Origin of the sequence: Pseudomonas protegens (assembly GCF_003363755.1) — a bacterium.
In the GTDB taxonomy this organism is placed as follows: Bacteria; Pseudomonadota; Gammaproteobacteria; order Pseudomonadales; family Pseudomonadaceae; genus Aquipseudomonas; species Aquipseudomonas danubii.
Window position 1 is genome coordinate 3,271,664 of record NZ_CP031396.1, and the last position, 23,543, is coordinate 3,295,206.

21 protein-coding genes are annotated in these 23,543 nt (G+C 62.5%); 8 read left to right on the top strand and 13 right to left on the bottom strand.

The annotated features are described in order from the left end of the window. Positions 1-207: 207 nt before the first annotated feature. On the top strand, positions 208-468 hold the full coding sequence (locus DWF74_RS14760) for an accessory factor UbiK family protein (protein ID WP_072451854.1): 261 nt from the start codon (positions 208-210) through the stop codon (positions 466-468). A 178-nt stretch (positions 469-646) separates the two neighbouring features. Beyond that, the gene (locus DWF74_RS14765; RefSeq protein ID WP_115581198.1) at positions 647-2,140 is read left to right on the top strand and encodes a YifB family Mg chelatase-like AAA ATPase; all 1,494 of its coding nucleotides are present in this window, start codon (positions 647-649) and stop codon (positions 2,138-2,140) included. Between the two features lie 4 nt (positions 2,141-2,144). Here the strand turns inward: DWF74_RS14765 and DWF74_RS14770 are convergent, their stop codons facing one another. Then, the gene (locus tag DWF74_RS14770) at positions 2,145-3,359 is read right to left on the bottom strand and encodes an aldose 1-epimerase family protein (RefSeq protein ID WP_115581199.1); all 1,215 of its coding nucleotides are present in this window, start codon (positions 3,357-3,359) and stop codon (positions 2,145-2,147) included. Positions 3,360-3,472: 113 nt separating this feature from the next. After that, complete coding sequence (locus tag DWF74_RS14775; protein WP_102862239.1) at positions 3,473-4,051, bottom strand: TetR/AcrR family transcriptional regulator; 579 nt, start codon at positions 4,049-4,051, stop codon at positions 3,473-3,475. Positions 4,052-4,164: 113 nt separating this feature from the next. Here DWF74_RS14775 and DWF74_RS14780 point away from each other — a divergent pair, with 113 nt between their 5' ends. Next, complete coding sequence (locus DWF74_RS14780; protein ID WP_205413491.1) at positions 4,165-5,091, top strand: ABC transporter six-transmembrane domain-containing protein; 927 nt, start codon at positions 4,165-4,167, stop codon at positions 5,089-5,091. Between the two features lie 86 nt (positions 5,092-5,177). Here DWF74_RS14780 and DWF74_RS14785 read toward each other — a convergent pair whose 3' ends face one another. Together DWF74_RS14785 and DWF74_RS14790 are read right to left on the bottom strand one after the other, a co-directional pair. Further along, complete coding sequence (locus DWF74_RS14785; protein WP_115581201.1) at positions 5,178-7,154, bottom strand: methyl-accepting chemotaxis protein; 1,977 nt, start codon at positions 7,152-7,154, stop codon at positions 5,178-5,180. Positions 7,155-7,347: 193 nt separating this feature from the next. Continuing rightward, positions 7,348-8,268, bottom strand: coding sequence for a LysR substrate-binding domain-containing protein (locus tag DWF74_RS14790; RefSeq protein WP_102862242.1), 921 nt, complete (start codon positions 8,266-8,268; stop codon positions 7,348-7,350). 157 nt (positions 8,269-8,425) lie between these two features. Between DWF74_RS14790 and DWF74_RS14795 the strand changes: the two genes are divergently transcribed. After that, a complete protein-coding gene (locus DWF74_RS14795; RefSeq protein WP_205413492.1) occupies positions 8,426-9,826 on the top strand; it encodes a NorM family multidrug efflux MATE transporter in 1,401 nt (466 codons plus the stop codon). 54 nt (positions 9,827-9,880) lie between these two features. On the opposite strand, the gene DWF74_RS14800 is transcribed toward DWF74_RS14795, so the two are convergent. Next, complete coding sequence (locus DWF74_RS14800) at positions 9,881-11,554, bottom strand: putative bifunctional diguanylate cyclase/phosphodiesterase (protein WP_102862244.1); 1,674 nt, start codon at positions 11,552-11,554, stop codon at positions 9,881-9,883. A 267-nt stretch (positions 11,555-11,821) separates the two neighbouring features. Between DWF74_RS14800 and rep the strand changes: the two genes are divergently transcribed. Beyond that, entirely contained in the window at positions 11,822-13,831 is a 2,010-nt protein-coding gene (gene rep / locus DWF74_RS14805) for a DNA helicase Rep (RefSeq protein ID WP_102862245.1), read from the top strand. A 55-nt stretch (positions 13,832-13,886) separates the two neighbouring features. Beyond that, positions 13,887-14,459: a xanthine phosphoribosyltransferase gene (locus tag DWF74_RS14810; protein WP_016968070.1), complete on the top strand. Its 573-nt coding sequence runs from the start codon at positions 13,887-13,889 to the stop codon at positions 14,457-14,459. A 113-nt stretch (positions 14,460-14,572) separates the two neighbouring features. On the opposite strand, the gene DWF74_RS14820 is transcribed toward DWF74_RS14810, so the two are convergent. From DWF74_RS14820 to dadA, 6 genes are all read right to left on the bottom strand, one after another. Continuing rightward, positions 14,573-16,501 carry an acetyl-CoA hydrolase/transferase C-terminal domain-containing protein gene (locus tag DWF74_RS14820; protein WP_102862246.1) on the bottom strand — a complete coding sequence of 643 codons (1,929 nt, stop codon included), beginning with the start codon at positions 16,499-16,501 and terminating at the stop codon, positions 14,573-14,575. Between the two features lie 136 nt (positions 16,502-16,637). Further along, the gene (locus tag DWF74_RS14825; protein ID WP_115581203.1) at positions 16,638-17,054 is read right to left on the bottom strand and encodes a c-type cytochrome; all 417 of its coding nucleotides are present in this window, start codon (positions 17,052-17,054) and stop codon (positions 16,638-16,640) included. A gap of 182 nt (positions 17,055-17,236) precedes the next feature. Further along, positions 17,237-17,785 (bottom strand): cupin domain-containing protein, encoded by a 549-nt coding sequence (locus DWF74_RS14830; protein ID WP_102862248.1) that lies wholly within the window; start codon positions 17,783-17,785, stop codon positions 17,237-17,239. A gap of 132 nt (positions 17,786-17,917) precedes the next feature. Further along, positions 17,918-18,991 carry an alanine racemase gene (alr, locus tag DWF74_RS14835; RefSeq protein WP_115581204.1) on the bottom strand — a complete coding sequence of 358 codons (1,074 nt, stop codon included), beginning with the start codon at positions 18,989-18,991 and terminating at the stop codon, positions 17,918-17,920. 92 nt (positions 18,992-19,083) lie between these two features. Continuing rightward, entirely contained in the window at positions 19,084-19,437 is a 354-nt protein-coding gene (locus DWF74_RS14840; RefSeq protein ID WP_115581205.1) for a RidA family protein, read from the bottom strand. Beyond that, positions 19,409-20,710, bottom strand: a complete 1,302-nt coding sequence (dadA, locus tag DWF74_RS14845; RefSeq protein ID WP_102862530.1) for a D-amino acid dehydrogenase — start codon at positions 20,708-20,710, stop codon at positions 19,409-19,411. The genes DWF74_RS14840 and dadA overlap by 29 nt, the downstream gene beginning before the upstream one ends. A 157-nt stretch (positions 20,711-20,867) precedes the next feature. Between dadA and DWF74_RS14850 the strand changes: the two genes are divergently transcribed. Further along, positions 20,868-21,356 (top strand): Lrp/AsnC ligand binding domain-containing protein, encoded by a 489-nt coding sequence (locus tag DWF74_RS14850; RefSeq protein ID WP_011064210.1) that lies wholly within the window; start codon positions 20,868-20,870, stop codon positions 21,354-21,356. 47 nt (positions 21,357-21,403) lie between these two features. On the opposite strand, the gene DWF74_RS14855 is transcribed toward DWF74_RS14850, so the two are convergent. Next, positions 21,404-21,757, bottom strand: coding sequence for a YkgJ family cysteine cluster protein (locus tag DWF74_RS14855; RefSeq protein WP_102862531.1), 354 nt, complete (start codon positions 21,755-21,757; stop codon positions 21,404-21,406). 148 nt (positions 21,758-21,905) lie between these two features. Here DWF74_RS14855 and DWF74_RS14860 point away from each other — a divergent pair, with 148 nt between their 5' ends. Next, on the top strand, positions 21,906-23,219 hold the full coding sequence (locus tag DWF74_RS14860; protein ID WP_115581206.1) for an NAD(P)/FAD-dependent oxidoreductase: 1,314 nt from the start codon (positions 21,906-21,908) through the stop codon (positions 23,217-23,219). Positions 23,220-23,246: 27 nt separating this feature from the next. On the opposite strand, the gene DWF74_RS14865 is transcribed toward DWF74_RS14860, so the two are convergent. Further along, complete coding sequence (locus DWF74_RS14865) at positions 23,247-23,489, bottom strand: DUF1127 domain-containing protein (protein ID WP_115581207.1); 243 nt, start codon at positions 23,487-23,489, stop codon at positions 23,247-23,249. Between the last annotated feature and the right edge of the window lie 54 nt (positions 23,490-23,543).

Sequence of the window (23,543 nt, forward strand, 5' to 3'; positions counted from 1 at the left end):
AGAAAGCTTGCCAGCTCGGGAAAAATCAGTGATTTCAGTCTCTTGCCCACAGCCGTTCGGGCTTGCCACAAATCGGCACCGCGGATACGCACAATAACGGTGCGCGAGCGCCCGCCCGGATGCGCGAAAAACGTGCAGAGCGGGCACCACCAAGCCCTTGAGCCGTGCGTGATACACTGCAGCCCATCTGCTATTCAGGACACTCCCATGCTCGCGCCCAAAGACCTTCTCGATGCCCTGAGCGGCCACGCCTCGCGTTTGCTCAGCGGTGAAACACCTCTGCCTCGCAATGAAATCGAAAGCCAGTTCAAGGCCCTGCTGCAAAGCGGCTTCAGCAAACTGGACCTGGTCAGCCGGGAAGAATTCGACAGCCAGATGGTGGTCCTGGCCCGCACCCGGGCACGCCTGGAAAGCCTGGAGGCCAAAGTGGCGGAGCTGGAAGCCCGGCTCAATCCGGCAGCGCAATGAGCTGAACCCGCGATTCGCCGGCAAGCCGGCTCCTACAAACCTGGAGCCGGTTTGCCAACGAAAGCCGTAGCGCCGGCGACATATCCTGTGCGCATTCAAAGCTCCTCCCGCCAAAGCCCTCATCTATCCTTGCAGCACCGCAGGACGCGGTTCCCGCTGTCTCAAGGAAGATCTTCCCATGTCCCTGGCAATCATCCACAGCCGTGCCCAAGTGGGCGTACAGGCTCCGGCTGTCAGCGTTGAAGTGCACCTGGCCAACGGCCTGCCGAGCCTGACCCTGGTCGGGCTGCCGGAAGCTGCAGTCAAGGAAAGCAAGGACCGGGTGCGCAGCGCCATCCTCAACGCCGGATTCAACTTCCCGCCGCGACGCATCACCCTCAACCTGGCTCCGGCGGATTTGCCCAAGGACGGTGGACGATTCGACCTGGCCATCGCCCTGGGCATCCTCGCCGCCAGCGTGCAGGTGCCGGCCCTGGCGCTGGACAACATCGAATGCCTGGGTGAGCTGGCTCTGTCCGGCGCGGTGCGAGCAGTACGCGGTGTGCTCCCGGCTGCGCTGGCGGCACGCAAGGCGGGACGCACCCTGCTGGTGCCCCGGGCCAATGCCGAGGAAGCCTGCCTGGCCTCGGGCCTGGAGGTGATCGCCGTAGACCATCTGCTGGAGGCCGTCGCCCACTTCAATGGCCACGCCCCCATCGCGGCTTACGTCAGCGACGGCTTGCAGGAGAATCAGACGCCCTACCCCGACCTGCGGGAAGTCCAGGGCCAACTGGCCGCCAAGCGTGCCTTGCTGGTCGCTGCCGCCGGTGCCCACAACCTGCTGTTCAGCGGCCCGCCCGGCACCGGCAAGACCTTGCTGGCCAGTCGCTTGCCCGGCCTGCTGCCACCCTTGCAGGAAGACGAAGCCCTGGAAGTCGCAGCCATTCAATCGGTGAGCAGCCACAAGCCGCTGCGCCACTGGCCGCAGCGCCCCTTCCGCCAGCCCCATCATTCGGCATCAGGCCCTGCACTGGTGGGTGGCGGTTCGAAACCTCGTCCGGGAGAAATCACCCTGGCCCATCACGGTGTGTTGTTTCTCGATGAACTGCCGGAGTTCGACCGCAAGGTCCTGGAGGTTCTGCGCGAGCCCATGGAGTCGGGCCAGATCGTCATCTCTCGCGCCCGCGACCGGCTACAGTTTCCAGCGCGCTTCCAACTGGTAGCCGCCATGAACCCCTGCCCCTGTGGCTACCTTGGCGACCCCAACGGACGGTGTCGCTGCACGCCGGAACAGATCCAGCGCTATCGCAACAAGCTGTCTGGCCCCTTGCTCGATCGCATCGACCTGCACCTGACCGTGGCCCGCGAAGCCACCGCCCTGAACCCCGAGCCGCAACCGGGGGACGACAGTGCCAGCGCCGCCGCCCGGGTGGCTCAAGCTCGCGAGCTGCAACGCCAACGCCAGGGTTGCGCCAATGCCCATCTCGACCTCCCCGGCCTGAGGCGCCATTGCCGGCTATCCACGGCAGACGAACGCTGGCTGGAAGCGGCCTGCGAACGCCTGGACCTGTCGCTACGAGCCGCCCACCGCCTGCTGAAGGTGGCCCGGACCCTGGCCGACCTGGAGCAGGCGGCACGGATCAACCGCGAGCATCTGGCAGAAGCCCTGCATTACCGGCCGAGCACAGGTTGAAGGGTCACTCCTTGGACAGATCCACCAGCGGCGTGGGACGCACTTCGGTCTGGCGTCCATCCTGAATCTTGCCGACAAGACTCAGCGCATCATCCACCGCAGCCTTGTCCGCCAGCAGGTTGTAGCGGATCTGGAATTGCCGTTGCTCCTTGGCGCCGATGGTCGGCACCAGATTCAGCGGACGCTGATAGCGGCGGTTGTAAGAGAAACTGGTGCCCGGCTCCAGTCCCGTCACATAACCCTGGCCCTGGGTGTCGGTGTTCTTCCATAGCGAGAACACCGGCAACTGCTGGGTATTGAAGCCCAGCGATACGCCGAGACTACCCGCCTTGTTATGCAGCACCGCCAGGGTCTCGCCCTTGGCGTCGGCATAAGGCACGACGTTGTAGACGGTCTCGTCATAGTCGCGGGTCGGGCCGCGATAGGTCTGCCAGTCCCCCAGATCGGCCTTGGCTTTGTCGTTGAAGGGCGAGACTTGTTTCACCGGTGCCGCAAACTTGGCCCCCTGCTCGAGGAACGGCGTGCTGAAGTTGCTGTGGTACAGCGCCTGGTATTCCTTCGGATAATCACCGTTGTTAGTCAACCGGTCATTGAGGGTGAAACTGGTGCTGCCGGGCTCGGTAACCAGTTCGGTGGCGACACTGAAATCGACCTTCTTGAACGCCTGCTCCTTGAGCTCGCCCCGCAAGTGAATGGCGTAAGGCGGTTTCTCGTCGATATGCAGGGTGACCTTGCTGGCGGGAATGTTCGCCGCGCGGCCATGCAGTGTCAGCAACTCGCCATTGTCCAGGCCAGGGTGCCCGACCCACTCGTAGCCGCAACGCGTCACCAGCTCATTGAAGCCTTCCAGCCAGCCCAGGCCACCACGGCCATTGAGTTCGATGAACGCCGGATTGACCACTTCCTTGACCGGTGAATCCCAGCCCAGGCGCACATCGCCCACCGAGGCCTGCAACACATTCATGCCCCGGGTCGGCACCACCGAGAGCTTCATCACACCATTGTCGATGTCGATGATGCTCACCCCTTCCTGGCGACCGCCATGCAAGGTGCGCAAGGTCACGGAAAAAGGCCGCTCGGTCTTTACCCCCAGTTGCTGGCTGGTGAGGTGCAGGTTGTCGGCGGCCTTGTCGCTGTCGAGCAATACATAGTCCCAGGCCATGGCATGGGAAGCGGCGCTCAGCGCGGCGAGGGAAACAAGCAGTTTGAGGGACTTCATCGAGGGATTGCCTTTATTGGAGTTGTACGATTTTTATAGCGCCGAAGAATCGTTTCAGCAAGCCAATAAATCGCGCTAACCACCACAAGATCCCATCATTTGTACTGAGGCCCTTAGTCCTCGAACCCCAACAGCAAGCCCGCCACTTCCAAGACTTCTGCCAAGGCAGCCTCGGCAGCTTCGGGCGAGGCCCGCAGCAGCAGGTCATCGGCATAGCCCATGGTTTGCGCGAACAACTGTCGTGCCACGCGTTCGGGGCTGGAGCAGCGGAACACTCCGGCCTGGACCCCACGGTGGACGATCTGCGCCAACATCTGCTGCCACTGACCGTTGATCTTCAGGTAGGCCTCGGCCAGCTCCTGGTCATACATGGCCTCGTCCCAGGCATCGAGCCACAGCGCCCAGCCGTCCTCGGCGGAATCGGGCAGGCAATCGCGAAGAAAACCCTGCAGCGCCTCCAAGGGCGCGACGCCTTGCAGCGGTTCGCCCACCGCCTCCAGTTGCTCATTGGCAAAACGGATGAAGGCCTCGCGGCGCAGCTCCTTCCAATCGCTGAAGTAGTGATAGACATGACTGCGGGACAACCCGGCATGTTCGGCCAGGTCGCGAGTGGAGACATCGGCGAACCCCTTGCTGCGAAACAACTCCAGGGCCGCGCCGATGATCTGGTCTTTACGGTCGTTACGGGACATGGGCAATCGGGCCTCTTGACGCCGAGATGGACGGCGCTTGCATTTTGAGCGATCGCTCAAAGATAATTGAGCAGTCGCTCAATATTAACCGTTATCACACCTGTGGTGCACTCATGTCTGTCGTCACCCCATCCGTTATCGTCGACTCCACACAAAAGATCGGCCAGCAATCGGCCGGCCAGACGCTCAAGGCCATTGCCCGGGCGTACCCGGGCAAGCTGTTTGTCACGTTGTCCCTGGTGGCGCTAGAGAACGCCCTGCTGCTGGCCTACCCGCTGTTTGCCGGGTTCGCCGTAGACTCGATCCTGCGGGGTGACACCACCCACGCGCTGATCTACGCCCTGGTGGTGCTGGGCTTCTGGGTCGTGGGGGCCGCGCGGCGAGCGGTGGACACCCGCACCTTCACCCGCATCTACGCCGACCTGGCGGTGCCGGTGATCCTCAATCAGCGCCTGCAGCAGCAAAACACTTCCACGGCAGCGGCGCGGGTGGTGCTGGCCAGGGAGTTCGTCGACTTCTTCGAAAAGCATGTGCCGACCATCGCCACCGCCCTGGTATCGATTGTCGGTGCCGCGGTCATGCTGCTGGTGATTGAGCCCTGGATCGGCCTGGCCTGCCTGGGCGCCCTGCTGCTGTGCGTCACCCTGCTGCCGCGCTTTGCACGGCGCAATCAGCAGTTGCACGAACGCCTGAACGATCGACTGGAAAAGGAAATCGGCCTGGTGGCCAAGGTCGGCGCCGCCTCGCTGAAGCGTCACTATCGGCTGCTGTCGCGGCTGCGCATCTGGCTCTCGGACCGGGAGGCGGCGGCCTATCTGTTTCTGGGCACCGTGGCGGCGATTCTGTTCGTCATCGCCATCAGTCAGCTGGCGCTGTCACCCGAGGTCAAGGCCGGGCATGTGTATGCGGTAATGACTTATCTGTGGACCTTCGTCAGCAGCGTCGACGAGGCCCCGACCATGGTCGATCAATTGGCACGCCTGCGGGACATCGGCAAGCGCGTTGACCCGGGGCTGGGTGAACCGACCGAACCCCGCTAAACCTCAGAACCGCCGGATGCGATAGCCGCCGGCGTGCAGCAGGACCTTGCCCCGCAACCCAGGGTTGCGGGGCGAAAGGGCCACTGTCAGCGGAAGCGGTCGACTTCCTGTCGCAGGTCGGCGGCCAGTGTTTCCAGCTCACGAGCAGTGAGCGCCAGGTTGGACACCACTTCCCGTTGCTCGCTGTTGGCCTGGGCAATGCTCTGCAGGTTGCTGCTGAGCACCGTGGCGGTGCTGCTCTGCTCCTGGGTGGCCGTGGTGATGGCGGCGAACTGCTCGCCGGCGCTGCGGCTCTGCTCGTCGATCAGGGCCAGGGCCGAAGCCACATCGGCGTTGCGCGACAAGCCTTCCTGCATCAGCCGGTTGCCCTGTTCCATGGTCTCGATGGCATGGCCGGTTTCCTGCTGGATGCTGTTGATCATCTGCGAGATTTCGTCGGTGGCCTCGCGGGTACGCGACGCCAGGTTGCGCACCTCATCCGCCACCACGGCGAAGCCGCGACCCTGCTCGCCGGCACGGGCCGCCTCGATGGCGGCGTTGAGAGCAAGCAGGTTGGTCTGGTCGGCAATCGCGGTGATCACCCCGACAATTCCGCCGATCTCCTGGGAGCGTTGGCCCAGGGTGTTGATTACCGTAGCTGTGCTGTTGAGCGCCCCGGCAATCTGCTCCAGGGACGATGACGCCTGCTCCATGGACTCGCGACCGATATGGGTCTGCTGAGCATTTTCCTCGGCCAGGCGCTGGGTGCTGCCCATGTTGTCGGCGATGTTCAGCGACGTGGCGCTGAACTCCTCAACCGCCCCCGCCATGCTGGTGATCTCGCCCGACTGCTGCTCCATACCTTCATAGGCACCGCTGGACAGGCCAGACAAGGCCTGGGCCCGACCGTTGACCTCTGCGGCAGAACGGCGGATGTGCTCGACCATGGTCGACAAGGCTTCACCCATCTGGTTGAAACTGCGAGCCAGTTGGCCGATCTCATCGTGGCGGTACACATTCAACCGCGCACTCAGGTCGCCGCCGCCCAAGGCCTGGGCCTGACGCACCAGATCACTCAAGGGCGCCAGCTTGCTGCGCAGCAGCCAGACCGTAGCGCCCACCGCCAACAACATCGCCAACAGGCTGCCGATCACCAGACGGATGCCGACGCTCCAGGTCACCGCCCGAATCTCGGCTTTGGGCATGCTCGCCACCACCGACCAGGGCCCACCGGCAAAAGGCACCGCCAGGCTGTAGAAGTCTTCGCCCTGGTCGCTCCAGAAGCGGCCCTTGCCCGGCTGCTGCGCTGCATCGGTCATGACCTGCGCGGCCTGATCCAGGCCTTGCACGCCCGCCGGTGGCACCAGCCATTTGTGCTGTTCGTCCAGCAAGGCCAGGGAGCCGCTGTGTCCGATGCGAAAGCGCTGGAGATTGTCGAACTGAGCGTTCTGCGCATCGGTGTAGTCAAAACCAACGAACAACACGGCAATCACCTTGCCGGCACGATCCAGCACCGGGGTGTACTGGGTCATGTAGAAACGTTCGAACAACAGCGCCCGGCCGACATAACCCTGCCCCGCCATGAGTTTCTGATAGGCCGGGTGGGCGTGGTCGAGCAAGGTGCCAATGGCCCGGCTGCCGTCCTGCTTGCTCAAGGAAGTACTGACCCGGATGAAGTCGTCGCCGCTGCGCACGAACAGGGTCGCCACCCCGGCGGTCATCTGCTTGAACTCGTCCACTTCCTCGAAGTTGTTGTTCAGCACCACGTCCCCCAGGTGCAGGCCCGGGGTCTGGACCCCGGCCACACTCACCGGTTGTTCGGGATGCAGACTCAGGCCGCTGCGGAAGCGGTTTTCAAACAAGCCACTGAGGCGCTGGGTGCTTTCGCGCAGGCTGCTGTGAAAGGTGTTGAGCTGATCCGCCAGCAGGCGCGCTTCGCTGGCCAGGTGCTCCTCTCTAGTGTCGAGATTCGCCGAATCCAGAGAACGCAGGGCAAACAGGGTACTGCCGCTGATCACCAGAGCGAGTATCAGGGCAAGGGCAAGCCCTAGCTGGGAGGCTATCCGGGCACGGGGTTGGGACATGATGGCTCCTTCCCGAGAAGGCGGATCATCCTGATCGATCAGCACACTCGGCAGTAATTATTCTAGGATTTTTAGTAATTTAGGACCTTCCTGAACGCTGGTTCCATAACCCATGGATTCGGCGGCGCCCACGAATACTTGAGCGCCTAGCAAGGATATCTCCGCGCCCCCGTCGGCCGGGCACTGCATCGTTTCAGCCGAGGCGCTCTACCTCGGGCAGTTGCATGGCCTGGACCTCGCCCTGGAGAAAGTCGCTGAGGCGACGCAAACGTTCGCCTCCCGGCCGGGTCTTGGGCCACACCAGGTAATAGTTCAAGCCACTGGCGACGGCGGTCGGCCAGGGCAGGCTCAAGCGACCCTGAGCCACATCTTCGGCCACCATCAGCAGATCCCCCATGGACACGCCGTAACCCCGAGCCGCCGCAATCATCCCCAGTTCCAGGGTGTCGAACACCTGCCCGCCCTTGAGGGAAACCTGATCCGTGAGCCCCATCTGCTCCAGCCAACTGCGCCAGTCCCGCCGGTCCGGAGTCGGGTGCAACAACTCCGTGGCCGCCAGCCGCGCCACATCCCAGGGCGGGTCTTCGAGCAAGTTCGGAGCACCCACCGGGATCAGCAACTCCGGGAACAGGTAGCTGGCTTCCCAGTCCGGTGGAAAGTGTCCGTTGCTCAGCAGTACCGCGCAGTCGAAGGGCTCCTGGTTGAAGTCCACGGAGTCCACGTCCATCCAGGCACTGGTGAGCTGCACTTCGTTGCCCGGCTGCAGATGGCGGAAGCGGCTGAGGCGGGCCAGCAACCAGCGCATGGTCAGGGTCGACGGCGCCTTCATGCGCAGGATGTCGTCTTCGGCCCGCAGGGTATTGCAGGCCCGCTCCAGGGCACCGAAACCCTCGCGGATACCCGGCAGCAGCAAGCGCGCCGCTTCGGTCAGTTGCAGATTGCGCCCGCTGCGCTGGAACAGCCGGCAGGCGAAGTGCTCCTCCAGGGTGCGGATATGCCGGCTGACAGCGCTCTGGGTAATGGACAGTTCCTCGGCCGCGCGGGTGAACGAGCTGTGCCGCGCCGCCGCTTCAAAAGCGCGCAGGGCATAAAGAGGAGGAAGACGACGGGACATGGACGCGCTCCAGCAGCGGAATGACGCAACGCTACCAGAAAGATATTCGCATGAGTTTTTATCATGCCAGCAAGTATTTTTATCCCTTTGTGCTATGGCCCGGAAGCGCCGAGAATCAGCGCTCTCCCCGACTTTACCCTGATCGAGCCTGATGACCATGCAGCATCCAGCACGTACCGAACTCTGGGCCATCCTGCGGCTGGCGGGGCCGCTGATCGCCTCCCAGCTGGCGCACATGCTGATGGTTCTCACCGACACCCTGATGATGGCCCGCCTCAGCCCGCAAGCCCTGGCCGGCGGTGGCCTGGGCGCCGCCAGCTATTCCTTTGTCTCGATTTTCTGCATCGGCGTGATTGCCGCGGTCGGCACCCTGGTGGCGATTCGTCAGGGCGCCGGAGACATTCAGGGCGCCGCCCGCCTGACCCAGGCCGGCCTGTGGCTGGCCTGGATCATGGCCCTGGTCGCCGGCCTGCTGCTGTGGAACCTCAAACCGCTGTTGCTGCTTTTTGGCCAGACTGAAAGCAACGTCCAGGCTGCCGGCCAGTTCTTGCTGATCCTGCCGTTCGCCCTGCCCGGCTACTTGAGCTTCATGGCCTTGCGCGGCTTCACCAGCGCCATCGGCCGGGCGACGCCGGTGATGGTCATCAGCCTGGCAGGGACTGTGGCCAACTTCCTGCTCAACTATGCATTGATCACCGGCATGTTCGGCCTGCCGAAACTCGGCCTGATGGGCATCGGCCTGGTGACCGCCATCGTCGCCAACTGCATGGCGCTGGCCCTGGCCTGGCACATCAAGCGCCATCCAGCCTATGCCGCGTACCCATTGCGCCAGGGCCTGGCCCGGCTGAACACCCATTACCTGCGCGAACTGTGGCGCCTGGGCCTGCCCATCGGCGGCACCTATGCGGTGGAAGTCGGGTTGTTCGCCTTCGCCGCGCTGTGCATGGGCACCATGGGCAGCACCCAGCTGGCGGCGCACCAGATCGCCCTGCAGATCGTGTCGGTGGCGTTCATGGTGCCGGCGGGTATCTCCTACGCCATCACCATGCGCATCGGCCAGCACTACGGCGCCGGACAACTGCTGGATGCACGGTTGGCCGGACGGGTCGGCATCGCCTTCGGCGCGGTGGCGATGCTGGGGTTCGCGATGGTTTTCTGGCTGCTGCCCAACCAGTTGATCGGGCTGTTCCTCGACCATAACGACCCGGCCTTCGCCGAGGTGATTCAACTGGCGGTGAGCCTGTTGGCGGTAGCGGCCTGGTTCGAGCTGTTCGATGGCACCCAGACCATCGCCATGGGCGCCATCCGCGGTCTGAAGGATGCCAAGACCACCTTCCTGGTGGGCCTGGGCTGCTACTGGCTGATCGGTGCCCCGTCGGCATGGCTGATGGCCTTTACCCTGGGCTGGGGACCGACCGGTGTCTGGTGGGGACTGGCCCTGGGCCTGGCCTGCGCGGCCATCAGCCTGACCCTGGCGTTCGAGTGGCGGATGCGCCGCATGATCAAGCACGAGCCCGTGGTTGCGGCGATGAACGTTCAAGCCAGCAGCGCGGATTGACGGGGAGCGGGTCCCCGCCGCCCAAGGCGCTGGATCAGCACCGGTATCCGTCGCTTAAAGCATCCCCTCCTGCAGCGACTGCTGGCTGCTGCCGAACGTCAGGTACTCCATCAGGTCCGCCAGGGGCAACGGCTTGCTGATCAGGTAGCCCTGGACCTGATCGCAGCCAAAGCCTCGTAGCAACGCCAGTTGCTCCGCGGTTTCCACACCTTCGGCCACCACATCCAGATTGAGGTTGTGGGCCAGGTTGATCATGGCGTGTACCAGTTTGCGGTTCTCTTCACGCTGCTCCATGCCCCCGACAAAGCTCTTGTCGACCTTGAGCAGGGTGATCGGCAGGCTGTTGAGGTGGACGAAGGAAGAGAAACCGGTGCCGAAGTCGTCCAGGGAAAAACGCACCCCCAGGCGCCCCAGGGCATCCATGGTCTGCTTCACCAGATCGCTGCGGCGCATCACTGCGGTTTCCGTCAGCTCGAACTCCAGCCACTGGGCCTCAACCCCGCGCTCGGCGATCAGCCGGCTCAGGGTCGAGAGCAACTGGCTGTCCTGAAACTGGCGGAACGACAGGTTGACCGCCATGTGCAGCGAGGGCAGCCCACGCTCGCGCAGGGCCTGCATGTCTCGCAGAGCACGGGAAATCACCCAGTAGCCCAAGGGCACGATCAGCCCGCTCTGTTCCGCCAGGGGCACAAACTCGCTGGGAGGCAGCAAGCCGCGCTCGCCGTGGCGCCAACGCACCAGGGCTTCGAGGCCGACGATCTTGCCGTCATGCAGGTTCAGCCGGGGTTGGTAATGCAGCTCCAGCTCATCACGGCGCAAGGCTCGGCGCAGTTCGCTTTCCAGATCGGCGAGGCTGCGGGCGTTGCGGTTGATCCGCTCATTGAAGATATGAAAGGTGCAGCCTTGGGTGCTCTTGGCCTGCTGCATGGCGATATGTGCATGCCACATCAACGGGTCGGCGCCGGCATTGGCTCGCGCATGGGCAATCCCCAGGCTGCAGCCGATCAACAAGCTTTCGCCATCGACCCAATAGGGTTCGGCCATGGCTTCGGTGATGCGTTCAGCCATCCATTCGGCGCGCTGCGGCGCGCGGCGGGTGTCGATCAGCAGGGCAAACTCGTCGCTGCCCAGGCGGGCCAGTTGGTCACCAGCCTCCAGTTGGCTCTTGAGCCGCGACACCACCTGCAAGATCAGGCGGTCGCCGGCCTGGTGGCCGAGGGCGTCGTTGGCGTGGCGGAAGTTGTCCAGGTCCAGGTGCCCCAGGGCCAGGCCGCGACCGTCGTTTTCCGCCAGCCGTGCGGCCAGCAGGGTCTGGAAGCCCTGGCGGTTGGCGATGCCGGTCAGGGGGTCTTGCTCGGCCAGGCGTTGCAGGGTGTTTTCCAGCACACCGCGCTCGCGTACATGACGCAGGCAGCGACGCAGGGCGTCGGTACTCAGGCAAGAACCCACCAGCCAGTCGCTGACACCCACCGGGGCTACTGAGGGCTCATGGTCCAGCAATAGAATGGTGGGCAAACTGCAACGCCCGGGACCGGGCTGCAGGCGTGGAATGGTCAACAGGACCGCATTGCGATCGTCTTCGAACAAACGACTGACCGACTCCCAGGTGGGAGCACTGATCAATACCACCGAGTCTCCCAACGGAGCGACACACTCGCGCAACAACGCTGTCCACACAGGCTCTTCGGCCAGTAGCAGCAAACGCAAGGGTTCGACAGGCTTAGACAAGCTAGCTCCCTAGACTCTGCAAAATGAGTTGGCGGCGGGCATTATGGCGCGCAAATAAGCAATAACAATTGATATTGATTATCATACGCAATTTCTTGTACCGCTCTAACTCGAACATTAGACGCATATTCAGCGCGCATCCTGAGGGAAAGTATCAAAACCGGCAAATTTAGATAGCGTTGTGCGTCACAAGTCGGAGAGAGCAGCAGAATCTGTCCAGCCTGTTAAAATGCCCGCCCTTTTCGTAACCGATCCCTTTTTACCGTCATGTCCCGACTCAATCCCCGGCAGCAAGAAGCCGTGAACTATGTCGGCGGCCCTCTTTTGGTGCTCGCCGGCGCAGGCTCCGGCAAGACCAGCGTGATCACCCGCAAGATCGCGCACCTGATCCAGAACTGCGGCATCCGCGCCCAGTACATCGTCGCCATGACCTTTACCAACAAGGCCGCGCGAGAAATGAAGGAGCGGGTCGGCACCCTGCTACGCGCCGGCGAAGGCCGTGGCCTGACCGTGTCGACCTTCCACAACCTGGGCCTGAACATCATCCGCAAGGAGCATGCGCGGCTGGGCTACAAGCCGGGCTTCTCGATCTTCGACGAAGCCGACGTCAAGGCCCTGATGACCGACATCATGCAGAAGGAGTACTCCGGGGACGACGGTGTCGACGAGATCAAGAACATGATCGGTTCGTGGAAGAACGACCTGATCCTGCCGGCCCAAGCCCTGGAAAATGCCCGCAACCCCAAGGAACAGACCGCAGCCATCGTCTACACCCATTACCAACGCACGCTCAAGGCGTTCAACGCGGTGGACTTCGATGACTTGATCCTGCTGCCGGTGAAGCTGTTCGAAGAACACGCCGACATCCTGGAGAAATGGCAGAACAAGGTCCGCTACCTGCTGGTGGACGAATACCAGGACACCAACGCCAGCCAGTACCTGCTGGTGAAAATGCTCATCGGCAAACGCAACCAGTTCACCGTGGTGGGCGACGACGACCAGTCGATCTACGCCTGGCGTGGCGCGCGCCCGGAAAACCTGATGCTGCTCAAGGACGACTACCCGTCCCTGAAAGTGGTGATGCTGGAGCAGAACTATCGCTCCACCAGCCGTATCCTGCGCTGCGCCAACGTGCTGATCTCCAACAACCCCCACGAGTTCGAAAAGCAGTTGTGGAGCGAGATGGGCCACGGCGACGAGATCCGCGTGATCCGCTGCCGCAACGAAGACGCCGAGGCCGAACGGGTGGCCATGGAGATCCTCAGCCTGCACCTGCGCACCGACCGGCCCTACAGCGACTTCGCCATTCTTTACCGGGGCAACTACCAGGCCAAGCTGATCGAACTGAAGCTGCAGCACCACCAGGTGCCCTATCGCCTGTCCGGCGGGAACAGCTTCTTCGGACGCCAGGAAGTCAAGGATCTGATGGCCTACTTCCGCCTGATCGTGAACCCGGACGACGACAACGCCTTCCTCCGGGTGATCAACGTGCCGCGCCGGGAAATCGGCTCCACGACCCTGGAAAAACTCGGCAACTACGCCACCGAGCGCAAGATCTCGATGTACGCCGCCACCGATGAGATCGGCCTGGGCGAGCACCTGGACAGCCGTTTCACTGATCGCCTGGCGCGCTTCAAGCGCTTCATGGACCGGGTCCGTGAACAATGCGCCGGCGAAGACCCGATATCTGCCCTGCGCAGCATGGTCATGGACATCGACTACGAGAACTGGCTGCGCACCAACAGCTCCAGCGACAAGGCCGCGGACTACCGGATGGGCAACGTCTGGTTCCTGATCGAGGCCTTGAAGAACACCCTGGAAAAAGACGAAGACGGCGAAATGACCGTCGAGGACGCCATCGGCAAGCTGGTCCTGCGGGACATGCTGGAACGCCAGCAGGAAGAGGAAGACGGCGCCGAAGGTGTACAAATGATGACCTTGCATGCCTCCAAGGGGCTGGAGTTTCCCTACGTGTTCATCATGGGCATGGAAGAGGAAATCCTCCCGCACCGCTCCAGTATCGAAGCCGATACCATCGAGGAAGAACGACGCCTGGCCTACGTGGGCATTACCCGTGCTCGCCAGACCCTGGCCTTCACTTTCGCGGCCAAGCGCAAGCAATACGGTGAAATCATCGACTGCGCACCGAGCCGCTTCCTCGATGAATTGCCCCCGGACGACCTGGCCTGGGAAGGCAACGACGACACGCCGACCGAAGTCAAAGCCGTTCGCGGCAATAGCGCTTTGGCGGATATACGCGCGATGTTAAAGCGCTAAAATCGACTATTTTTAACTGACCTTTGGCGCAACAGGCGCTATTTGAGGAAGCTCCGTGGAAGCACTGCACAAGAAAATTCGCGAAGAAGGCATCGTGCTTTCCGATCAAGTACTGAAAGTCGACGCCTTTCTGAACCATCAGATCGACCCGCAGTTGATGAAGCTGATCGGCGATGAATTCGCCACGTTGTTCAAGGACTCGGGCATCACCAAGATCGTCACCATCGAAGCCTCGGGGATTGCCCCGGCCATCATGACCGGCCTGAACCTGGGCGTGCCGGTGATCTTCGCCCGCAAGCACCAGTCCCTGACCCTGACCGAGAACCTGCTGTCGGCCACTGTGTACTCCTTCACCAAACAGGTGGAAAGCACCGTCGCCATCTCCCCACGGCACCTGACCAGCAGCGATCGTGTGCTGATCATCGATGACTTCCTGGCCAACGGTAAGGCGTCCCAGGCACTGATTTCGATCATCAAGCAGGCCGGTGCCACCGTGGCCGGCCTGGGCATCGTGATCGAGAAGTCCTTCCAGGGCGGCCGTGCCGAGCTGGACGCTCAGGGCTACCGCGTGGAATCCCTGGCCCGGGTCAAATCCCTGGCCGGTGGCGTGGTCACCTTCATCGAGTAACCTCGCCCGCCAGGCCTGCTCAGGAGTTGAATTGTGCAGGAGCTGGCTTGCCAGCGAAGACGCCCTTGAGAGCAGCGCAAGGCTTGATGGCCCATTCGCCGGCAAGCCGGCACCTACGACAAGGTGGGTGCCGTGGCCTGCAGCCCGGCCAGCAGGAAGCGCTGATACAGTTCCTCGCGCAGCCCATCGGGCTGCTCCAGCCCCATGCGCTCAAGGTGCGCCGCAAATGCCTCAGGCTCCGGCGCATCGAGTGCCGCCTTGCCCAGCTCAAGGATCTCGCTGAGCTTGAACTTGCTCTTGAGCCAGTTCAGCGCCCGCAGCAGGTCACGCTCTTCATCGCTGAAATCACTGCCCAACGGATACTCGGGAAACAGGTGGCGATGACGCGCCTGAATGTTCTGCAAACGCTGTGGGCTGTTGTCGGTAAAACGCGGGTTCAGACGAAAATCCTTCGGCAGTTTTCCGGCCTTCTGTGCCTGCTCCAGCAACCCCGGCTGAAAGCGTGAGTCGCTGATGTTGAGCAGCGCCTCGATCACATGCGCATCCGTTTTACCCCGCAGATCGGCAATACCGTACTCGGTGATCACGATGTCCCGCAGATGGCGCGGGATGGTGCAATGGCCGTACTCCCAGACAATGTTGGAACTGACCTCGCCAGCGGATTCGCGCCAACTGCGCAGGATCAGCACTGATCGGGCATCTGCCAAAGCATGTCCCTGGGCAACGAAGTTGTACTGCCCGCCCACACCGCTGAGCACCTTCCCGCCCTGCAACTGATCGGACACCGCCGCGCCCATCAGGGTCATGGTGAACGCGCTGTTGATGAATCGCGCATCCCGGCGCTGCAGGCGCTTGAGTTCTTCATGGCCATACAGCTCGTTGATGTAGCTGATGGCGGTCATGTTGAACTGCGCCAGCTTGCTCTTGGGCAGCTCGCGCAACCGCTGATAGAAACTGCGCGGGCCAAGGAAGAAACCACCGTGGACCGAGACCCCGCCAGCCGTGGCCGCATCCAGAGTGCCGGCGTTGGCTTGCTGTTGCAGCTCCAGGGTCGGGTAGACCTTGCGCCGCACGATGCCGGCATCCGCCAGGGCCAGCAGACCGTTGACGAACATTTCACTGCAACCATAGAGCCCCTGGGCAAAGGGCTCGACGCCGCCTTCGCGGTCGATCAGCGCCTGCCAGTGGTCAACCTGCAGATCCGCCAGCAGGGCACGATAACCGTCGTTGTCGGCCTGCCGTGCCAGCAAGGCTGCGGTCAGCGCGTCGCCCATGGAGCCAATGCCGATCTGCAAGGTGCCGCCGTCGCGCACCAGGGTGCTGGCATGCAAGCCGATGCAATGGTCCTGAATCCCCACCGGCATGTTCGGCGTGGAAAACAGGGTGCTGCGCTCTTCTTCGTCGATCAGCAGATCGAGGTCCGCAGCATCGATCTCGGAGTCCCCGGGCATATAAGGCAGGTCACTGTGGACCTGGCCGAGAATCAGGATGGTCTCCCCCGCCGCACGACGCTTGGCGATCATCGGCAGCATGTCGAGGGTGATATCCGGGTTGCAGCTCAGGCTCAGGCGGCCGGGGTGTTGCGGATCGCGGGCCAGCAGTTGCGCCACCAGGTTGAGGCCGGCGGCGTTGATGTCCCGGGCGGCATGGCTGTAGTTGCTGCTGACGTAGTCCTGCTGCGCTGCGGCGCTGTGCAAAAGGCTGCCGGGCTGCATGAAGAACTGCTCGACGCGGATGTTCGCCGGCAGGCTGTCACGGTGCAGGTCGGCAAGGAAATCCAGTTCCGGATAGTCGCCGAACACCCGCTCCACGAAGGGTTCGAGAAAGCGCTTCTGCAAACCGTCGCCCAGGGACGGACGGCCCAGGCTCAGGGCGGTATAGATCGTCAGTTGGCGTTCGGGCAATTGGCCAATGCGGCGATACAGAGCGTTGGCAAAACGGTTGGGTTTGCCCAGGCCCAGGGGCATGCCCATGTGAATGTGTTGCGGCAAACGGGCGAGCACTTCATCTACCGCATGCTCGATAGAACAGGATTGCAGCATCTGACCCTCCGGGGACCATCCATGAATTGAGGTTGGACCGAGCTTGCCGGGAGTTTGCTGCCTTGAACAGTGCACTGGCTGAATTACGCCCACAAAAAAGCCGCTCGTAAGCGGCTTTTTCGCTGAAGATGGCGACTTATTTCAGGCCGGACATCTTCTGGATAGCAGCTTTGAGATCATCATCGGTGCAATCGGCGCAGGTGCCTTTAGGCGGCATGGCGTTGATACCGGTGATGGCCTTGGCCAGGATGCCGTCGAGGCCGCCCTGGTGATCGGCGCGCTCTTTCCAGGCTGCGGTGTCACCGATTTTCGGCGCACCCAACAGGCCGGTGCCGTGACAAGCATTGCAATGCTTGGCAATCACGTCATCCGGGGATTTCGCACCACCGCCACCACCTGCAGTAGCAGCGACTTCCATACCCTTGCATTCCTGCCCCTGAACGCAGACCTGGCCAACAGGCTCAAGACGCTTGGCAATGTCATCATTAGTCGCAGCTTGAGCGCTGACTGCCCAAAGGGCCAATACGGTTGCTGGTGCGGCCAGCATTTTCATAATTAGGTTCACGCGTACACCCTCAATGGTGGCTAGTCACGCCTGCGGCCACGGTTTCGCAGGCGGGCGAAAGTATAACGGTTAGCCCGCCACACTGAAACAACCCCAAAGTCGAAGGGGTCTTAATCGCGGCGAAATGTCGCTGGGGGCCTCTCTGCAAACCTTGCAGGATGCCTCTTGGTCTAGAAATTTGCCGGAGTGGCTGCGCTGATTAGTCGCGCCGGAGCATCGAACGGATTACGGAAACGGTGCGGCTTCGTACTCTCAAAGTAGTAGCTGTCACCGGCCTCCAGGACAAATGTTTCCAGCCCTACCACCAGTTCCAGGCGACCTTCGAGAAGAATGCCGGTTTCCTCGCCGTCGTGGGTGAGCATCTCTTCCCCAGTATCGGCGCCGGGCGGGTAGATTTCGTTGAGAAACGCAATAGCACGACTCGGATGCGCCCGGCCCACCAGCTTCATGGTGACTGCGCCATCGGAGATATCGATCAGTTCGTGGGCCTTGTAGACAATCTGAGAAGGCGTTTCCTGGAGGATTTCCTCGGAAAAGAACTCGACCATGGACATGGGAATGCCGCCCAGCACCTTTCGCAGCGAGCTGATCGAGGGGCTGACACTGTTCTTTTCGATCATTGAAATGGTGCTATTGGTGACGCCCGCACGCTTGGCGAGTTCACGCTGGGAAAGACCTTTCAGTTTACGGATGGATTGTAGTCGTTCACCGACGTCCAATGCGGCAGCCTCCTAGGCGGGAATCAGGCGTTGTTGTAATTGAGCGTTATCATGGCGACAGCGTTCAGTATTTACAACACTTGGCCCCGATTCCCCCGAGGGCAGGCGACTTTCGGTACAACCCGCGTAATCTCAGTCTTCGCAGTACACCAGCGGCACCCGACGCAGGTTGCAGAACAGCTGATAAGGGATGGTATTGGCGGCCAGGGCAACCTCGCTGGCGAGGATGTTCTTGCCCCACAACTCCACCCGGGAACCCAGCCCGGCCTGTGGCACATCCGTCAGGTCGACACACAGCATGTCCATGGACACCCGGCCCAGCAGGCGGCTGCGCTGGCCGTCCACCAGCATCGGAGTGCCGGTCGGCGCGTGGCGCGGATAGCCATCGGCATAACCCATGGCGACCACGCCGATGCGCATCGGCTTGTCGGTGATGAACTTGGCGCCATAGCCCACCGGCTCGCCGGCGGGCAGCTCACGCACACAGATCACCTTGGATTCCAGGGTCATGACCGGCTGCAGTCGCTCAGCCACGGAGTTGTTTTCTTCGAACGGCGTAGAGCCATAAAGCATGATGCCGGGACGCACCCAGTCACTGGGCACGCTCGGCCAGCCCATGACCGCCGGCGAGTTACGCAAGCTGATTTCAGCCCCCAGCCCCTGACGAGCCGCCTCGAATACCGCGACCTGTTCACTGCTGCGCGGGCAGTCCAGCTCGTCAGCACGGGCGAAGTGGCTCATCAGCACGATCTTCTCGACCTTGCCGCTGGCCTGCAGCCGTTGATAGGCCGTCTGGTAATCCTTGGGATGCAGGCCAACCCGGTGCATGCCCGAATCCAGCTTGAGCCAGACCGTCAGCGGCTTGGCCACCGGTGTCTGCTCGATAGCCTCGAGCTGCCACAGCGAATGCACCACACACCAGAAATCATGCTCGACGATCAGCGCCAACTCGGAGGCCTCAAAGAAACCTTCCAACAGCAGGATCGGCGCACCAATACCGGCGGCGCGCAGTTCCAGGGCCTCTTCGATGCAGGCCACGGCAAAGCCGTCGGCCTCGGCCTCCAGCGCCCGGGCGCAACGCACGGCGCCATGACCGTAGGCATCAGCCTTGATCACCGCAAGGGCGCGAACACCCGAGACTTCACGGGCCAGTTGGTAGTTGTGACGCAGGGCTTGGAGATCGATCAGGGCACGGGCAGGGCGCATGGCGGCAGACTTCTAGGCGGTCATGGGGGAATAAAAAACCGGTGCTGGATGACGGCTGGCCGCCACCGGCACCGGGAGAGGGATCTTGTCGCTCAAGGCAGAGCAGCCACCACGGAAAGCTCGATGAGGATTTCCGGCTCGCAGAGCTTGGTCTCCACAGTGGCCCGGGCCGGGGCCACGCCTTTTGGCAGCCACTGGTCCCAGACACTGTTCATGCCTGCGAAGTGGGCATCGATGTCCTTGAGGTAGATGGTCACCGACAGCAGCTTGCTCTTGTCGGTGCCCGCCAGGTCCAGCAGACGCTCGATGTTGGCCAGGGTTTCCCGGGTTTGCTGTTCGATCCCGGCACTCATGTCATCGCCGACTTGCCCGGACAGATACACCGTACCGCTGTGAACGACGATCTGACTCATGCGCTCATTGGTGAGCTGGCGCTGGATTGACATGTTTAGCTGACTCCTGAGGGTTGCCATAACGGGAAATATCGAGGCCTTCGGCACTGATCTGCGGCTTTTTCTTGGCCATCAGGTCCGCCAGCAAACGACCGGAACCACAGGCCATGGTCCAACCGAGGGTGCCATGACCGGTGTTCAAGAACAGATTGCGGAACGGCGTGGCACCGACGATTGGCGTGCCATCCGGGGTGGTAGGACGCAGCCCGGTCCAGAAACTGGCCTGGGACAGATCGCCGCCCTGAGGATAGAGATCGTTGACGATCATCTCCAGCGTTTCACGCCGGCGCGGGTTCAGCGACAGGTCAAAACCGGCGATTTCGGCCATGCCACCGACCCGGATACGGTTATCGAAACGAGTGATCGCGACCTTGTAGGTCTCGTCGAGGATGGTCGAAGTCGGGGCCATGGCCGGGTTGGTGATCGGCACGGTCAGGGAGTAGCCCTTGAGTGGGTACACCGGGGCCTTGATGCCCAGCGGCTTGAGCAATTGCGGCGAGTAGCTGCCCAGGGCCAGCACGTAGCGGTCGGCGGTTTCCAGTTTGCCGTCGATCCACACGCCATTGATCCGGTCGCCGGCGAAGTCGAGGCGCTGGATGTCCTGGCCAAAACGGAACTCCACACCCAGCTTGATGGCCATTTCAGCCAGGCGCGTGGTGAAGATCTGGCAGTCGCCGGTCTGGTCATTCGGCAGGCGCAGGGCACCGGCAAGGATGTCGGTGACGCTGGCCAGAGCCGGCTCGACCCGGGCGATGCCCTCGCGATCCAACAGCTCGAACGGTACGCCGGATTCCTTGAGCACGGCGATGTCTTTCGCCGCGCCGTCCAGTTGCGCCTGGGTGCGGAACAGCTGGGTGGTGCCCAGGCTGCGACCTTCGTAGGCGATGCCGGTTTCCGCACGCAATTCGTCGAGGCAGTCACGGCTGTATTCGGACAGACGCACCATGCGCTCTTTGTTCACTGCATAACGGCTGGCAGTGCAGTTACGCAGCATCTGCGCCATCCACAGGTATTGGTCGATATCGGCGGTGGCCTTGATTGCCAGCGGTGCGTGGCGCTGCAGCAGCCATTTGATGGCCTTGAGCGGCACGCCCGGAGCAGCCCAGGGCGAGGCATAGCCAGGGGAAACCTGGCCGGCGTTGGCGAAACTGGTTTCCATGGCTGCAGCCGGCTGGCGGTCCACCACGGTCACATCAAACCCGGCTCGAGCCAGGTAATAGGCACTGGTGGTTCCGATAACGCCACTGCCCAAGACCAGAACGCGCATTTTCATATCCCTCATCGCGGCTTGACCGCTGACGTTTGTTATTCAGAGCAAAGATGGGCGCAGTGTAAGAAACATTGAGCAGTGATTTTCACTATATAACCGCCTATATTTGGCGAGAATTCTCGGCAATATCGCTTTTCACGGAGGGGCATCCCCTATGCGCACCAATCATCAGACCCGTCGTGCCCTGGACAAGATAGATCGCAATATCCTGCGAATTCTGCAGGCCGATGGACGCATTTCCTTCACCGAGCTGGGGGAACGGGTCGGACTCTCCACCACCCCTTGCACCGAGCGAGTGCGCCGCCTGGAACGCGAAGGAATCATCATGGGCTACAACGCCCGGCTCAACCCGCAGCACTTGAAGGGCAGCCTGCTGGTGTTCGTCGAGATCAGCCTGGACTACAAGTCAGGGGATACCTTCGAGGAGTTTCGCCGGGCGGTACTGAAGCTGCCGCACGTGCTGGAGTGCCACCTGGTATCCGGGGACTTCGACTATCTGGTCAAGGCGCGGATCTCGGAGATGGCGTCCTATCGCAAGCTGCTGGGGGACATCCTGCTCAAGCTGCCCCATGTACGGGAATCCAAGAGCTACATCGTGATGGAGGAAGTGAAGGAAAGCCTGAGCCTGCCGATTCCGGATTGAGATGAGGGGCGCCGGTTCCGCGGCAAGCTGGCTCGGAGCGCGAGGGGCTAGACCAGGACCTGACGATTGCTGGCCATGTAGTCGTGGATCTGCTTCTCGACCCGGGGGTGGATCATCTCCACGGGACGCCGGCCGTTGGGGCACGGCAGGCTCGGCGTGGTGCCGAACAAGCGACAGATCAGCGGGCGTTCGTCATACACCGTGCAGCCATTGGGCCCCAGGTGCACACAGTTGAGCTCGTCCATGGCGGCGTCCTGCTCGGCAGCGGTCTTGCGCGGCAGGCGGGACATCTCCTCAGGCGAAGTGGTGACTGGGCCGCAGCAGTCGTGGCAACCAGGAACGCACTCGAACGAGGGAATCTGCTGACGCAAACTACGGACGATTTGACGGTTACAGCTCATGAAAAAGGCTACCGGGGCATGAATAGCCATGAATTCTGCCCTAAATGCCTGGCAGCAGACAGGGCCGGGCGTCCTGCGGTTGCCGCAAACGAAAGCCGCGGCTTATGCTCCGGCAATTTTTAAAGCCCCCCTGATCAGGACACTTTCCATGCCCGCCAGTGCTCAGCCATCCGCCGCCAGCGATCGGCACGCCGCCTCTTACTATGCCGCCAGCAGCCTGCCGCAGCCGGACTACCCGACACTGGCAGGCGAGCTGACAGCGGACGTGTGCGTGGTAGGCGGCGGATTCTCGGGGCTCAATACCGCGCTGGAACTGGCCGAACGCGGGTTCAGCGTGATCCTGCTGGAAGCCCGCAAGATCGGCTGGGGCGCCAGCGGCCGCAACGGTGGGCAGTTGATTCGCGGGGTCGGCCACGGCCTGGAGCAGTTCACCAAGGTGATCGGTAGCGACGGCGTGCGGCAGATGAAGCTCATGGGCCTGGAGGCGGTGGAAATCGTCCGCCAGCGTATCGAACGCCTGCAGATCCCCTGCGATCTGACCTGGGGCTACTGCGACCTGGCCAACAAGCCAGCAGACCTTGAGGGTTTTGCCGAAGACGCCGAAGAGCTGCGCAGCCTGGGCTATCGCCACGAAACCCGCCTGTTGCAGGCCAGTGAAATGCACAGCGTAGTGGGCTCCACACGCTACGTTGGCGGGCTGATCGACATGGGCTCGGGCCATCTGCATCCACTGAACCTGGCCCTGGGCGAAGCCCGGGCGGCGCAGCAGATGGGCGTGCGTCTGTTCGAGCATTCGGCGGTGACTCGCATCGACTACGGGCCCGAGGTCAAGGTCCACAGCCATCGCGGCACGGTCCGCGCCAAGACCCTGGTGCTGGGCTGTAACGCCTACCTCAACGACCTCAACCCGGAGCTGGGGGGCAAGGTGCTGCCGGCCGGCAGCTACATCATTGCCACCGAACCCTTGAGTGAGGCCCAGGCGCAAGAGCTATTGCCACAGAACATGGCGGTCTGCGACCAGCGCGTCGCTCTGGACTACTACCGGCTCTCGGCCGATCGGCGCCTGTTGTTCGGCGGTGCCTGCCACTACTCGGGACGCGACCCCAAGGACATCGCCGCGTACATGCGGCCGAAGATGCTGGAAGTGTTCCCGCAACTGGCCAAGGTGAAGATCGACTACCAGTGGGGCGGCATGATCGGCATCGGCGCCAACCGCCTGCCACAGATCGGCCGACTCAAGGACCAGCCCAATGTGTATTACGCCCAGGCCTATTCAGGCCATGGGCTGAACGCCACGCACCTGGCGGGCAAGTTGCTGGGAGAGGCCATCAGCGGTCAACAGGGCGGCGGCTTCGACCTGTTCGCCAAGGTGCCGCACATCACCTTTCCCGGCGGCAAGCACCTGCGCTCGCCACTGTTGGCCCTGGGCATGCTCTGGCATCGCCTGAAAGAGCTGGCCTGATCTTCCGCGGCTCCTTGTCGCCGCGGATTACAGCCGCCAGAAAGGCTTGAGGCCTTCGGCCCGCGCCTCCTCGCGGCTCAGCCCCACATCCCGCAACTCCTCGGCGGTCAACTCCAGCAACGCCTTGCGGGTACGCAATCGATGCCAGTACAGATCCCAGGTTCCCAGCCCGGACGGCGCAGTGCGCGACAGGGTCGCCGCCGCCCGCTCCTGCTCGACTTCCAGCTCCTGACCGCGTAACGACAGCCGCACATCGCTCAAGCCGTTCATCTCCATTGCTCCTGTTTACTCAAGTTGCCATGAGCGAGCATGATGGGCGCCATA